This is a genomic window from Citrobacter sp. Cpo045, assembly GCF_030332875.1.
Lineage (GTDB): Bacteria > Pseudomonadota > Gammaproteobacteria > Enterobacterales > Enterobacteriaceae > Citrobacter > Citrobacter portucalensis.
In genome coordinates, this window is record NZ_JAOWGZ010000072.1 from 39,436 (window position 1) to 53,681 (window position 14,246).

Annotated in this window: 14 protein-coding genes; 8 read left to right on the forward strand and 6 right to left on the reverse strand. The window is 53.7% G+C overall.

Annotation, left to right across the window (positions count from 1 at the left end; genetic code table 11):
* The 4 genes from galT to modE form a co-directional block, all read right to left on the reverse strand.
* Positions 1-1,047 (reverse strand): galactose-1-phosphate uridylyltransferase, encoded by a 1,047-nt coding sequence (galT, locus tag OGY13_RS02880; protein WP_032942745.1) that lies wholly within the window; start codon positions 1,045-1,047, stop codon positions 1-3.
* Between the two features lie 9 nt (positions 1,048-1,056).
* On the reverse strand, positions 1,057-2,073 hold the full coding sequence (gene galE / locus OGY13_RS02885; RefSeq protein ID WP_003831462.1) for a UDP-glucose 4-epimerase GalE: 1,017 nt from the start codon (positions 2,071-2,073) through the stop codon (positions 1,057-1,059).
* A 217-nt stretch (positions 2,074-2,290) separates the two neighbouring features.
* Positions 2,291-3,763 carry a molybdate ABC transporter ATP-binding protein ModF gene (gene modF, locus OGY13_RS02890; RefSeq protein ID WP_213752089.1) on the reverse strand — a complete coding sequence of 491 codons (1,473 nt, stop codon included), beginning with the start codon at positions 3,761-3,763 and terminating at the stop codon, positions 2,291-2,293.
* 67 nt (positions 3,764-3,830) lie between these two features.
* Complete coding sequence (gene modE, locus OGY13_RS02895; protein WP_003831465.1) at positions 3,831-4,619, reverse strand: molybdenum-dependent transcriptional regulator; 789 nt, start codon at positions 4,617-4,619, stop codon at positions 3,831-3,833.
* A 129-nt stretch (positions 4,620-4,748) separates the two neighbouring features.
* On the opposite strand from modE, the gene OGY13_RS02900 reads away from it, so the two are divergent.
* The 4 genes from OGY13_RS02900 (at position 4,749) to modC (ending at position 7,606) form a co-directional block, all read left to right on the forward strand.
* On the forward strand, positions 4,749-4,898 hold the full coding sequence (locus OGY13_RS02900; RefSeq protein WP_020996536.1) for an AcrZ family multidrug efflux pump-associated protein: 150 nt from the start codon (positions 4,749-4,751) through the stop codon (positions 4,896-4,898).
* Positions 4,899-5,082: 184 nt separating this feature from the next.
* Complete coding sequence (modA, locus tag OGY13_RS02905) at positions 5,083-5,856, forward strand: molybdate ABC transporter substrate-binding protein (RefSeq protein ID WP_003831470.1); 774 nt, start codon at positions 5,083-5,085, stop codon at positions 5,854-5,856.
* A complete protein-coding gene (gene modB / locus OGY13_RS02910; protein ID WP_213752088.1) occupies positions 5,856-6,545 on the forward strand; it encodes a molybdate ABC transporter permease subunit in 690 nt (229 codons plus the stop codon). The genes modA and modB overlap by 1 nt, the downstream gene beginning before the upstream one ends.
* A 2-nt stretch (positions 6,546-6,547) precedes the next feature.
* Positions 6,548-7,606: a molybdenum ABC transporter ATP-binding protein ModC gene (modC, locus tag OGY13_RS02915; protein WP_003831474.1), complete on the forward strand. Its 1,059-nt coding sequence runs from the start codon at positions 6,548-6,550 to the stop codon at positions 7,604-7,606.
* Here the strand turns inward: modC and OGY13_RS02920 are convergent, their stop codons facing one another.
* Positions 7,607-8,425 (reverse strand): pyridoxal phosphatase, encoded by an 819-nt coding sequence (locus tag OGY13_RS02920; protein WP_213752087.1) that lies wholly within the window; start codon positions 8,423-8,425, stop codon positions 7,607-7,609. It abuts the gene before it with no gap.
* A 165-nt stretch (positions 8,426-8,590) separates the two neighbouring features.
* Between OGY13_RS02920 and pgl the strand changes: the two genes are divergently transcribed.
* The gene (gene pgl, locus OGY13_RS02925; protein ID WP_020996535.1) at positions 8,591-9,586 is read left to right on the forward strand and encodes a 6-phosphogluconolactonase; all 996 of its coding nucleotides are present in this window, start codon (positions 8,591-8,593) and stop codon (positions 9,584-9,586) included.
* 82 nt (positions 9,587-9,668) lie between these two features.
* Here pgl and OGY13_RS02930 read toward each other — a convergent pair whose 3' ends face one another.
* A complete protein-coding gene (locus OGY13_RS02930) occupies positions 9,669-10,952 on the reverse strand; it encodes a putative acyl-CoA thioester hydrolase (protein ID WP_213752086.1) in 1,284 nt (427 codons plus the stop codon).
* 224 nt (positions 10,953-11,176) lie between these two features.
* On the opposite strand from OGY13_RS02930, the gene hutI reads away from it, so the two are divergent.
* The 3 genes from hutI (at position 11,177) to OGY13_RS02945 (ending at position 14,145) form a co-directional block, all read left to right on the forward strand.
* The gene (hutI, locus tag OGY13_RS02935; protein ID WP_103284911.1) at positions 11,177-12,400 is read left to right on the forward strand and encodes an imidazolonepropionase; all 1,224 of its coding nucleotides are present in this window, start codon (positions 11,177-11,179) and stop codon (positions 12,398-12,400) included.
* Positions 12,397-13,338, forward strand: a complete 942-nt coding sequence (gene hutG, locus OGY13_RS02940) for a formimidoylglutamase (protein ID WP_213752085.1) — start codon at positions 12,397-12,399, stop codon at positions 13,336-13,338. The genes hutI and hutG overlap by 4 nt, the downstream gene beginning before the upstream one ends.
* An 87-nt stretch (positions 13,339-13,425) precedes the next feature.
* A complete protein-coding gene (locus OGY13_RS02945) occupies positions 13,426-14,145 on the forward strand; it encodes a histidine utilization repressor (RefSeq protein WP_213752084.1) in 720 nt (239 codons plus the stop codon).
* The last annotated feature ends 101 nt before the right edge of the window (positions 14,146-14,246 follow it).

Here is a 14,246-nt window from a genome sequence, read left to right on the forward strand (position 1 = left end):
TTAAACTCCGGATTCGCGAAAATGGATGTCGCTGACCGCACGCAGTCGTTCAGCCGCTTGTTCTGCCGTCAGGTCGCGCTGGGTTTCTGCCAGCATTTCATAACCGACCATAAATTTACGCACGGTCGCGGAACGCAGCAGCGGCGGGTAAAAGTGTGCGTGCAACTGCCAGTGTTGGTTTTCTTCACCGTTAAACGGTGCGCCGTGCCAGCCCATAGAATAGGGGAATGAGCACTGGAACAGGTTGTCATAACGACTGGTCAGTTTTTTCAACGCCAGCGCCAGGTCAGCACGCTGTTCGTCGGTCAAATCGGTAATTCGCAACACGTGCGCTTTCGGCAGCAGCAGCGTTTCGAACGGCCACGCGGCCCAGTAAGGGACAACTGCCAGCCAGTGCTCGGTTTCAACGACCGTACGGCTGCCGTCCGCCAGCTCACGCTGGACGTAATCAACGAGCATCGGCGCGCCTTGTTCGGCGAAGTACGCTTTCTGCAGGCGATCTTCACGTTCGGCTTCGTTAGGCAAAAAGCTGTTGGCCCAAATTTGTCCGTGTGGGTGCGGGTTTGAGCACCCCATCGCTGCGCCTTTATTCTCAAATACCTGCACCCAGGGATAGGTTTTGCCTAAGTCTTCAGTCTGTTCCTGCCACGTTTTCACAATTTCTGTTAGTGCAGGGACGCTGAGTTCCGGCAGCGTTTTGCTGTGATCGGGCGAGAAGCAAATTACACGGCTGGTACCGCGCGCGCTCTGGCATCGCATTAACGGATCGTGACTGTCCGGCGCGTCCGGGGTATCGGACATCAGCGCCGCAAAGTCATTGGTAAAGACATAGGTCCCGGTGTAATCCGGGTTTTTGTCGCCGGTAACGCGCGTATTGCCAGCGCACAGGAAGCAGTCCGGGTCATGTGCAGGCAGTACCTGCTTAGACGGAGTTTCCTGCGCCCCTTGCCACGGGCGTTTGGCGCGATGTGGTGATACGAGGATCCACTGCCCGGTGAGCGGGTTAAAACGGCGATGTGGATGATCGACAGGATTGAATTGCGTCATGATTGGTCCTTAATCCGAATATCCCTGCGGGTGGCGTGACTGCCAGTGCCAGGTATCTTGTGCCATTTCATCCAGTGTGCGGGTCACGCGCCAGTTGAGCTCGCGATCGGCTTTGCTGGCGTCAGCCCAGTAGGCCGGAAGATCGCCATCACGGCGCGGGGCGAAATGGTAATTCACCGGTTTACCGCAAGCTTTGCTGAAGGCGTTGACCACGTCCAGCACGCTGCTGCCGATGCCTGCACCGAGGTTGTAAATATGTACGCCCTGTTTGCCCGCCAGTTTTTCCATGGCAGCAACATGGCCGTCGGCGAGATCCATCACGTGGATGTAGTCGCGTACGCCGGTGCCATCTTCAGTAGGGTAGTCATTGCCAAATATGGCAAGAGATTCGCGACGGCCAACGGCAACCTGCGCGATGTAAGGCATCAGGTTGTTTGGAATACCTTGCGGATCTTCCCCCATATCTCCCGATGGATGAGCGCCAACCGGGTTAAAGTAGCGCAGCAGGGCAATGCTCCAGTCGGGCTGCGCTTTTTGCAGATCGGTCAGGATCTGTTCCACCATCAGCTTGCTTTTGCCGTACGGACTTTGCGGCGTGCCGGTGGGGAAGCTTTCAACGTAAGGAATTTGCGGCTGATCGCCATAGACGGTCGCGGAGGAGCTGAAAATGAAGTTTTTCACGTTGGCAGCGCGCATTGCATTCACCAGACGCAGAGTGCCGTTGACGTTGTTGTCATAGTACTCCAGCGGCTTGGCAACGGATTCTCCAACGGCTTTTAAACCGGCAAAATGGATGACCGTATCAATGGCATGATCGTGCAGAATTTCGGTTATCAGCGCTTCGTTACGGATGTCTCCTTCCACGAAGGTCGGATGCTTGCCGCCTAAACGCTCAATGACGGGCAGTACGCTACGCTTGCTGTTGCAGAGATTATCCAGGATCACCACTTCGTGACCGTTTTTCAGCAACTGCACGCAAGTGTGGCTTCCAATGTAACCGCTACCACCTGTAACCAATACTCTCATAATTCGCTCCGTTAAGCCTATGGTATGCAATAACCATAGCATAACAAAGATGCGAAAAGTGTGACACGGAATAAATTAGTGGAATCGTTTACACTCCGGTGTTTTCACTCGATGCTGCCAGTTACTTTATTATAAATCATTATGTTAGGTTGTTATTTCAGCACTTGTCTGAAAAAAAAGCAGAAAAAAGGGCGTGATAAACGCCCTGGCATGAAAATTAACGCAGAGAGGTTTGTCGATAGGCGTAGATATCACCCTCGGGTACAAACTCTAGCCGATTGGTAATGCAGGCCGGGGCATCTTCGGCGTGATGAGAGACAAACAAAAGCTGAGTTTCACCTTCACCGATCAGGACATCCACAAACCGACGGATCAGTTGACGGTTGAGCGGATCTAATCCTTGTAACGGTTCATCGAGGATCAGCAACGTAGGATGTTTCACCAGTGCACGAACAATCAATGCCAGCCGCTGCTGCCCCCAGGAAAGACTATGAAATGGCGCATCCGCGGTACGTTTATCGATGCCCAGAATATCCAGCCACTGTTGTACCAGCTTGTGCTGCCTGTCGGAGACGGCCTGATAAATGCCGATTGAATCGAAATAACCGGAGAGAATAACGTTGCGAACTGTCGTACTTACCCGGTAATCCAGATGCAGGCTGCTGCTGACATAGCCAATATGTTTTTTGATATCCCAGATAGTTTCACCGCTGCCCCGGCGGCGGCCAAACAGGGTCAGGTCGTTGCTATATCCCTGGGGATGATCGCCAGTGATTAAACTGAGCAGGGTTGATTTCCCCGCACCGTTGGGGCCGATGATTTGCCAGTGTTCCCCCGGATTTACCCGCCAGCTCAGATGATGCAGGATAGGGCGATCGTTATACGAGACGGTGCCGTCGTTAAGCACAATGCGCGGCTCGTTATCTGACAACGTGTGGCGCACCGAAGGCTCATCCGGTTCGGGTAACTGGATGCCTTCCAGCCGTTCGCTATGGGCAAGCTGAGCGATTAATGCCTGTTGCAGAAGGTCGGGTTTTGCACCGATTTCCGTCAGCGTGCAGTCGGCAAGTACGCCGGCAAACTGCACGAACTCAGGAATTTCATCAAAGCGATTAAGCACCAGTACCAACGTTAAACCGGCCCGGTGCAACTCAGCGAGCAACTCTGCTAACTGGCGACGGGACGCCACGTCCAGCCCGTCAAAGGGTTCATCAAGGATCAGTAAATCCGGTGTGGACATTAATGCCTGGCAGAGTAGGGTTTTGCGCGTTTCACCGGTGGAAAGGTATTTGAAACGCCTGTTAAGTAGGGATGAAATGCCAAACTGCTGCGCCAGCGCAGCGCAGCGGGCGGGGTCGTGGACTTCGTCCTGAATGATTTCTGCGGTCGTGCGCCCGGTGTCGTCTTCACCGGGACTAAGAAGATCGGTGTTGTTTCGCTGCCACTCGTCGCTGACCAGCTTTTGTAGCTGCTCAAATGAGAGCCGGGTAATACGCGTAAACTGACAGTGACGTTCGCCTTTCAGAAGCGGTAACTCGCCCGCCAGCGCGCGGGCCAGCGCAGATTTCCCGCTGCCGTTAGAGCCAACAAACGCCCAGCTATCACCCGCGTTTAACGTCAACGCATCTAACTGGAGCGTTTTTGTGTCGCTAAGACGAAACGTGCCTTGCGAAATTTGCAACGATGACATTTTGTATCCCATTATTTGCAGCGATGAATAACAGGGATACGTGTTCTTCAGGCTGATGTCAATTAACTCAGCACAGTGTGGCGATAATCACCCTGTCCGCATTAAAATATGCTGTGACGTTAGCGCCTTCCGTTAATGTGTGGGTCTGCTCTATCGGCAAAGTCGCGCACAGCGTCTGGCCGTCTGGCAAGGTCATCAACACTTCGCACTGCTCCGCTCCGCGTTCGATATGGCTGATTGTGCCCTGCAACTGGTTATCGGCGGCCTGAGCGATGGCGTCGTCCTGAGTGATTCCTACCCACGGCGCTTTCAACAGAATCAGTACTTCTTTGCCTTCCTCAAGCCCGAGACGCTCGCCGCTTTGTGCAGTGATTGCCACTTTCAGGCGCGTTTCGCCATCCGCCAGCAGCACGTCGACATGCTGTTGAACCTGATCGTGGTCGCGGGCGGTAATGGTGCCAAACCACTGGTTACGGGCGCTGGTTTGCAGCGAAAAGCGAGAGATCGCCGCCAGCAGGCTATTGAGCGGGAGTGCGTCGTCATCGCTCAAAACATCGAAGGCTTTCTGTTGGATTTGCGCTAATAAATCATACAGCTGGATTAAGCGTTGGCCGTAGCGCGTTAATACCGCGCCGCCGCCGCCTTTGCCGCCAGTGGCGCGCTCAACCAGCGTCTGCTCGCTGAGCTGATTCATTTCGTTAATCGCATCCCAGGCGCTTTTATAGCTGATACCTGCATCCTTCGCGCCCTGACTGATGGAGCCGGAAAGTGCAATGTGCTTAAGCAGAGAAATGCGACGGGGATCGGCAAACAGTTTTTGCTGAAGTTTCAGCGTAAGAAGGATTTCGGCCTGCATCACAAGCTCCTGGCAAAAGGGGTATTGTGACGGAAAACCGCGCGCGCGCAAAGCCAACCGCACAAAAGGGGAGTGCTTTTCTGTGTTATGTGGTTAGAATACAACTAAGGACTATATCTGGAGTTGACCATGTTAGAGTTATTGAAAAGTCTGGTATTCGCCGTAATTATGGTTCCTGTGGTGATGGCTGTCATCCTGGGGCTGATTTACGGACTGGGTGAAGTGTTCAACATCTTCTCCTCTATCGGTCAGAAAGACCAGTCCAGACAGAATCATTGATTCCCCAAACGCCCGCTCAGTCGGGCGTTTATATTTTTTGCCTGCCAACTCGTTTTCTCAAGATCTTGCTTTCCCTGCCGATATTTTCTTTGTGTAACCTCTAATTGGTATCAATAACCACTGGGAAAATCCTGGTTTACTCGTTATATTTGCGCCTACATAACGAAACGCAAAGGAGTTACAGATGGCACGTACATGGTTACGCTTGTTTGCAGGGGCAACACTTTCTCTTACCGTTGCCGGGCATGCGCTGGCGGATGAAGGAAAGATTACCGTTTTTGCAGCGGCTTCGCTGACCAACGCGATGCAGGACATTGCAACGCAATATAAAAAAGAGAAGAACGTTGATGTTGTCTCCTCTTTTGCTTCTTCTTCCACACTGGCGCGTCAGATTGAAGCAGGCGCACCGGCCGATCTGTTTATTTCTGCCGATCAGAAATGGATGGACTACGCGGTAGACAAGAAGTCGATTGATACCGCATCGCGTGAAACGCTGTTGGGTAACAGTCTGGTGGTGGTTGCGCCGAAAGCCAGCGCACAGAAAGACTTCACCATTGACAGTAAAACCAACTGGACCAGTCTGTTGAATGGTGGACGCCTGGCTGTTGGCGATCCAGAACATGTTCCGGCGGGCATTTATGCCAAAGAAGCGCTGCAAAAACTGGGTGCATGGGATACCCTGGCCCCGAAACTGGCTCCTGCTGAAGACGTGCGCGGTGCGCTGGCGCTGGTAGAACGTAACGAAGCGCCGCTGGGGATCGTCTATGGTTCCGATGCTGTCGCCAGTAAGGGCGTAAAAGTTGTTGCGACTTTCCCGGAAGATTCGCACAAAAAAGTGGAATACCCTATCGCGATTGTTGATGGGCACAAAAACGCAACGGTTAGCGCGTTCTATGATTACCTGAAAGGACCGCAGGCTGCTGAAATCTTTAAACGTTATGGATTTACGACCAAGTAATGATACTGACCGATCCTGAATGGCAGGCCGTCATCCTGAGCCTGAAAGTTTCTTCCCTGGCTGTGTTGTTTAGTTTGCCGTTTGGGATCTTCTTTGCCTGGCTGCTTGTGCGATGCAAGTTCCCGGGCAAAGCGCTGCTCGACAGCGTTCTGCATTTGCCGCTGGTTCTGCCGCCGGTCGTGGTGGGCTATCTGCTGTTGGTCGCCATGGGGCGGCGCGGATTCATTGGCGAATGGTTGTACGACTGGTTTGGCATTACCTTTGCCTTTAGCTGGCGCGGTGCGGTACTGGCTGCGGCGGTGATGTCTTTTCCTCTGATGGTACGGGCAATTCGTCTGGCGCTGGAAGGTGTCGACATCAAGCTGGAGCAGGCGGCCCGCACGCTGGGAGCCGGACGCTGGCGTGTATTCATGACCATTACGCTACCGCTGATGCTGCCCGGCATTATTGTCGGTACGGTGCTGGCGTTCGCGCGTTCCCTCGGGGAATTCGGCGCAACCATTACTTTTGTTTCCAACATTCCTGGTGAAACCCGCACCATTCCTTCGGCGATGTATACCCTGATCCAGACTCCCGGCGGCGAAAGCGCGGCGGCGAGGTTGTGTATCATTTCTATTGTTTTAGCGCTGATTTCGCTGCTGATTTCTGAATGGCTGGCGCGTATTAGCCGTGAGCGGACGGGGCGATAATTATGCTGGAACTCAATTTCTCCCAGACGCTGGGGACGCATTGCCTGACGCTCAACGAAACGCTGCCAGCCAGCGGCATCACCGCTATTTTTGGCGTTTCCGGTGCGGGCAAAACCTCACTGATTAACGCCATCAGCGGCCTGACACAGCCGCAGTCCGGACGCATCGTGCTCAACGGTCGGGTCTTAAACGACGTCGAGAACGGTATCTGTTTAACGCCGGAAAAACGCCGGGTGGGCTATGTTTTCCAGGATGCGCGCCTGTTCCCGCACTATAAAGTGCGCGGCAACCTGCGTTACGGAATGGCGAAAAGCATGGCCGGACAGTTTGATAAGCTGGTGGCGTTGTTGGGCATTGAACCGCTGCTTGACCGTCTGCCTGGCGGTCTTTCTGGCGGTGAAAAGCAGCGTGTCGCCATCGGTCGGGCGCTGCTGACCGCGCCTGAGTTATTGCTGCTTGATGAGCCGTTAGCCTCACTGGATATACCGCGTAAACGCGAACTGCTGCCTTACCTGCAACGCCTTGCACGTGAAATCAATATTCCGATGCTGTATGTCAGCCACTCGCTTGATGAGATTTTGCACCTGGCGGATAAAGTGATGGTGCTGGAGAACGGGCAGGTCAAAGCGTTTGGTTCGCTGGAAGATGTCTGGGGTAGCAGCGTGATGCACCCCTGGCTGCCTAAGGAACAGCAAAGCAGTATTCTGAAAGTCAGCGTGCTGGAACATCATCCACACTATGCGATGACCGCGCTGGCGCTCGGCGATCAGCATCTGTGGGTCAATAAGCTGGAGCAACCGCTGCAAACCGCGCTGCGTATTCGTATTCAGGCATCTGATGTTTCACTGGTGCTCCAACCACCCCAGCAGACCAGTATTCGTAACGTTCTCCGGGCAAAAGTCGCGCAATGCTATGACGATAACGGTCAGGTGGAAGTTCAGCTTGAGGTGGGCGGTAAGACGCTGTGGGCGAGGATTAGCCCATGGGCCAGGGATGAACTGGGTATCAAACCTGGCCTGTGGCTGTACGCGCAAATTAAGAGCGTATCGATTACCGCCTGATTACAGCAGGTGGGAGTAGATAAATTTCGCGATGCTGTCTGTGGTGTTGTCACCAATCACGATGTTGGCGCGGGCTTTGACCGCGTCATCCGCGTTGCCCATCGCCACACCGATACCTGCGGCTTCCAGCATGCTGATATCGTTAAAGTTATCACCAAAGGCAATCACGTTTTCCATTGACCTGCCCTGTGCTTCAATCCACTGGGTAAGGCGTCGTCCTTTGCTGTTGCCTTTACGTGCAATGTCGACCTGATCATGCCAGGACCATTCACACTCCAGTCCCAGCTGTTGCTCAACGTACTGGCCAAACTGCTGCAGTTTCGGAATATCTTCGTCGGTTAGAGCAAATTTCCAGACGGCGTTGACGTCATGTGCGGCCTGCGCCAGCGAAGGAACCTGGGTGAAGGTCGGGCGCTGTTCCGGCGGCAGAGTTTGCGCCCAGTTAGCGGTACGCACCACATGCCCGGTTGGGCGCTCATACAGCATGGCCTCATCCACATACATCAGCCCGTGGATCTGATGTTCATCCAGCATTTCGATCAGCTGTAATGCCTGGTCTACCGGGAGGGGATCGGATTCCAGTACCTTTTTTGCCTGATAATCATACAAGTAGGTACCGTTACAGCAAATTGCAGGTGTATCCAGCGCCAGTGCCTGATAAAAAGGATGAATAGCAACGTGATGGCGACCTGTGACAATGATAAGTTGGTAGCCTGCTTCTCTGGCGCGCGAGAGCGCTTCGAGAGAGGATGGCAGCAAGGTTTTTTTCGGGGTCAACAGGGTACCGTCTAAATCCAGGGCAATCACGCGTGCGGTCATAGTTTTTTCCAGATTAAGGTTGAGAATTTTGTCTGCTGGAATGGTACACCGAGACGGGAGCCGGACAAAATTCTGAGCCTTAATTAAGCATTCACCGTTAAAAGCGTCTACCTTAGGCGTGTGTCAGGCAATTGCAGCCACCTGCCAAAAAGCAAAGGAGTATTCATGAAGCAAACCGTTTATACCGCCAGCCCTGAAAGTCAGCAAATCCACGTCTGGAGCCTGAATCACGATGGTTCTCTGACGCTGACGCAGGTGGTTGATGTACCGGGTCAGGTACAGCCGATGGTCGTCAGCCCGGATAAGCGTTACCTCTATGTTGGTGTGCGCCCGGAGTTTCGCGTGTTGGCTTATCGTATTGCGCCTGATGACGGAGCGCTGACCTTCGCGGCAGAGTCAGCGCTGCCGGGTAGCCCGACGCATATTTCTACCGATCATCAGGGACGTTTCGTGTTCGTTGGCTCTTATAACGCGGGTAGCGTGAGTGTCACGCGTCTGGAAGATGGCCTGCCGGTGGAACTGGTTGACGTGGTAGAAGGTCTGGATGGTTGCCACTCAGCCAACATCTCTCCGGATAACCGTACCCTTTGGGTTCCGGCGTTGAAACAGGATCGTATCTGCCTGTTTGACGTTAGCGATGATGGCCATCTGGTTGCGCAGGAACCGGCTGAAGTGACTACCGTTGAAGGCGCGGGCCCGCGTCATATGGCGTTCCATCCGAATAAGCAATATGCCTACTGCGTGAACGAGCTGAATAGCTCTGTTGATGTCTGGGAGCTGAAAGATCCGTACGGCAAGATTGAGTGTGTGCAGACGCTGGATATGATGCCTGCTGATTTCGCGGATACCCGTTGGGCAGCAGATATTCACATCACACCGGATGGTCGCCATCTGTATGCCTGTGATCGCACCGCCAGCCTGATTACGGTCTTTAGCGTCTCTGAAGATGGCAGCGTGTTGACCAAAGAAGGTTTCCAACCTACCGAAACTCAGCCGCGCGGTTTTAATATCGATAACAGAGGTAAATACCTGATTGCAGCCGGACAAAAATCGCACCATATCGCGGTATACGAGATTGCTGGCGAACAAGGACTGTTGACGGAGAAAGGTCGTTACGCGGTAGGACAAGGCCCGATGTGGGTGGTTGTTAACGCGTACTAATATTGCGTCTAATGCCGGATGAGTATCCGGCACATTGCCCGGCAGAGCATGAATCTGCCGGGTTTACATCAGAGAATGACGTTTACTGCTTAGGTTCAGCAACCACTTTGCTACCGATACCGCGGTTGTTGTATTCCCACATACGGTTGAAGTTGGTGTCGTTCAGGTTACGCTGGATTTCACCTTTGTCATCTTCCGCACCGGTATTACCGGCAAACGGGCGTTTTGCGATAACGCTGTCAGCCCATGGTTTTGCCATGTTAAAGCCTTCGTTAATCACGCTGTCACGAATCACGACCTGACCGTTAGTGTTGGAATCGACATCCAGCGAGCGGCCTAACTGCGCCACGCCATCGCCACTTGCCGTGAAGCGACTATTAATCGCCAGGAAACCGTAGTAGATGTTTGACAGGGTAGCCGGTGCGAACACATAGGCTTCCTGCTGGGTACGGGAGTTCACTACGCGGAAATCGGTGTTATCGAACACTACGGCACCGCGACCGGAAACGATATCCACATCACCTTCAATGTAGCTGTTGGTAACCAGCGTACGCGGTTGACGATCGTTTTCCAGACGGTTTTGTACGCCGCTATTGGTCACGAAGAAGGTATTCTGGCGGCCAAGGATATTGACCTTGTTGATCTGCACTTTATCGCCATCGGTACGCAGTGCAACGGCCGGGTGGTTACCAGCATCAACGCTGTCACCCAGGTTGTTTTCGATGGTCAGGTTCTGCAATTGCAGACCGTTATTTTGCGACCAGACGACAGCAGAACACATCACACCAATATTTGTGCCACGTTTGTTCTGGCAATTATCAAACATATACCACGCAGGTTTACCCGGCATGTATTTACCGCCTGGGTTCACCGTACGACGCCAGTCAGCGGTGCTCATGTCACCGTCAATAGCCTGGCCAATTTTCACATCAAGCGGTTTTTCGCCCATGCCGTACAGCGTCAGGCTACCTGTTGCTGCCGGAATATATACCGTGCCCTGGTACTCGCCTGGCATAATCGCGATGTACTGACGTTTGTTAGTACGTTTGATGATTGCTGCATCAACAGCGGCCTGAATGCTGGTATGGGTGACGCCCTGAGTCCCTGCCGGGCCAACAACGAAGTCAGGCTGTGCAGGCAGAGAAATAGAAGAAGGACTCCACGGCGCGGTGTTTGGCGTCAGCGCGGAAAAATAGTGCGCAGTAACGAAGTTTTTCGCTTCATTGGCCGACAAAATTGGGCGCGAAGAGGTGCCTGGCGCGGTCTGATCGGAAGGAATTTGATCGGGCGGCGTAGAGCTACAGGCGGTCAGCGTCACGCCAAAAGCCATAGCCAGCGCCAGACGGGAAACTGATGATATGTTCACAGGTTGCTCCGGGCTTTGAAAGTTATCCATTAAAGCCTGCTTTTTTATACTAAGTTGAGCGAAACGGGAAGGCGAAAAGGTAAAAAGTTGTTTTTTATCGCAGCAATGTCTGGCGCGGAGAGTCTTTATATCACAAATAGATAACAATTATGGTTCTTCAGGTTGACAACATCCCTATAATCAAAAATAAATGTCTATACAACCTATGACAAGTGGTGAGTCGAATGCAGCAATTCTTCCCTGATGATGTTATCTGGCGCAATGTTCGTCTGGCGACTATGGACCCTGAACGTGGTACCCCATATGGGCTGTTGGATGGTCACGCGCTGATCGTCCGCCAGGGCAAGATTCGCGATATCGTCCCGGAATCATCGTTATATCTCACGCATGACAATACTTTTGATATGCAGGGCAGGCTGATTACGCCTGGCCTGATTGATTGCCATACGCATCTGGTCTTTGGCGGAAACCGCGCAGGTGAGTGGGAGCAGCGGCTAAATGGTGTCTCCTACCAGCAGATAAGCGCTCAGGGTGGGGGGATCAATGCCACCGTATCGGCGACCCGCAGCGCCACGGATGAACAACTCTTACACGTAGCCCATCAGCGGATGGAACAGCTGATCAAAGAAGGTGTTACGCTGCTGGAAATAAAATCCGGCTACGGCCTGGATTTGCCGACAGAAGAGAAAATATTGCGCGTGGTGGCAGCGCTGGCGGCAGAGAATATCGTTGAAATCAGCCCGACGCTGTTGGCTGCGCATGCAACTCCAGCGGAATACCGGGATGATCCTGACGGCTATATTACGCTGGTGTGTGAGACCATTATGCCGCAATTGTGGGAACAAGGGCTGTTTGAGACCGTCGATCTGTTCTGTGAAAGCGTTGGTTTTTCGTTGGCGCAGAGCGAGCGGGTGTTTCAGGCTGCACAGGCGCTGGGCATCCCGATTAAAGGCCATGTCGAACAACTGTCATTGCTTGGCGGCGCACAGTTGGTAAGCCGCTACCACGGGCTATCCGCCGATCATATTGAATACCTCGATGAAGCGGGTGTAGCGGCGATGAGCCAAAGCGGTACGGTCGGTGTGCTGCTGCCCGGCGCATTCTATTTCCTCAAAGAGCAGCAGCGCCCACCGGTAGCGTTGCTGCGTCAATATCAGGTACCGATGGCGGTAGCGACAGATTTTAACCCCGGTACCAGTCCGTTTATCAGCCTGCACTGGGCGATGAATATGGCCTGCGTTCAGTTTGGCCTAACGCCGGAAGAAGCATGGGCGGGCGTAACCCGTCATGCGGCCCGGGCACTGGGGCGTCATGCCACCCACGGTCAATTGAAGGCCGGGTTTGTGGCCGATTTTGTGGTGTGGGATGCAACCCTCCCGGTCGAGATCCTGTATGAACCCGGGCGCAATCCGCTCTACCAACGCGTATTCAAAGGACAAATAGCATGACCAACTGGCAACCAGCCTCACCTGCGCTGTGGCAGGGACGTGATGACCGCGCCGAATCGCCGAATGCGCTGCGCCTGTTTCAGACTATCACCCTGAGCCAGACGTTTAGCCCAGAAATGTACCGCGAGCAGATAGCGTTACTCGGGTTTGCCTGCGACGAAGGCGTTAAACGCAATCAGGGGCGCACGGGCGCCGCCGGAGCACCCGATGTGCTACGCAAGGCGCTGGCGAATTTAGCCAGCCACGATGGGCACAATCGGCTGGTGGATCTGGGAAATATTGTGGCGCAGGCTCCCGATCTTGAGGGTGCGCAGCAGGCGTTACGTAATGCGGTACAGCGCTGTCAGCACGAGAACATGCGTACCTTTGTTTTGGGCGGGGGACACGAAACTGCCTTTGCGCATGGCGCGGGCGTACTGGGTGCGTTCCCGCAGGCGAAAGTGGGGATAGTCAACTTCGATGCGCATCTCGATTTGCGCAAAGCTGAACAAGCTACATCCGGTACGCCATTTCGCCAGCTGGCGCAGCTTTGCGATGAACAGCAGCGTGAATTTCACTATGCCTGTATCGGCGTCAGTCGGGCGGCAAACACCCAGGCGCTTTGGGATGAGGCCCAGCGGCTCGGTGTTACCGTGGTGGAGGATCTGCATTGCGATACGGCGCAGGCGCAGTTAGCGCAGTTCATTGCCAATCTGGATGTCATCTATCTGACAATCGACCTCGACGTGCTGCCGGTGTGGGAAATGCCCGGCGTGTCGGCCCCCGCCGCGCTTGGCGTACCGTTGGCGACGCTGCTGAGACTGATTGAGCCTCTGTGTCGTAGCGGTAAACTCCTGGCGGTGGATATGGTTGAATTTAATCCACGCTTTGACGATGATGGCAGAGCAGCACGCGTGGCGGCGCGATTAGGCTGGCAAATCGCCCACTGGTGGCACTGATATACCTGATGGCGTTGCGCTTATCAGGCTCGGGTAATGCCTGTAAACTCTACCCACTCACATTTTCAGCTTAAGGAAGGCTCACGCATGCTCCCATCCCGTTCTGCTCCGGCTCCTTTTTACGAAAAGGTCAAACAGGAGATCAGCGAAAAAATTGCCAGCGGTATCTGGCAGCCTCACGATCGCATTCCTTCTGAGGCAGAGCTGGTGGCGCAGTATGGTTTCAGCCGCATGACCATCAACCGGGCGCTACGTGAGTTAACGGATGAAGGTTTACTGGTGCGTTTGCAGGGCGTGGGGACGTTTGTCGCCGAGCCCAAAGGTCAGTCCGCGCTGTTTGAAATCCGCAGCATCGCAGATGAAATCAACGCCCGTCAGCATCAGCACCGGTGCGAAGTGCTGACGCTGGAAAAAACCCAGGCCAACGCGCAGCAGGCTTTGGTGTTAAACGTCAAAGAAGGCACCTCCATTTTTCACTCTGTCATGGTGCACTACGAGAACGATTTGCCGGTACAGATTGAAGATCGCTGCGTGAATGCAGATATTGTGCCGGAGTATCTGGCGCAGGATTACAGCCAGACTACGCCGCACGCTTACCTGTCGCTGATAGCCCCTTTAACGGAAGGTGAGCATATTGTTGAAGCGGTACGTGCCAGCGCCGAAGAGTGCGCGCTGCTGAATATCAAAGAACACGATCCCTGCCTGCTGATCCGCCGTAAAACCTGGTCTGCGTCATCCATTGTCTCTCATGCCCGTTTGCTGTTCCCGGGTTCTCGCTATCGCCTGCAAGGACGGTTTATGTCCTGATACAGGACATGAAAACCGTGATTGCTGACGCAATATAATAAAAATGTATCTTAATTGTTAAAATGACCCTTGCGGCAGCTTGTATAGACAAGTATATGTTA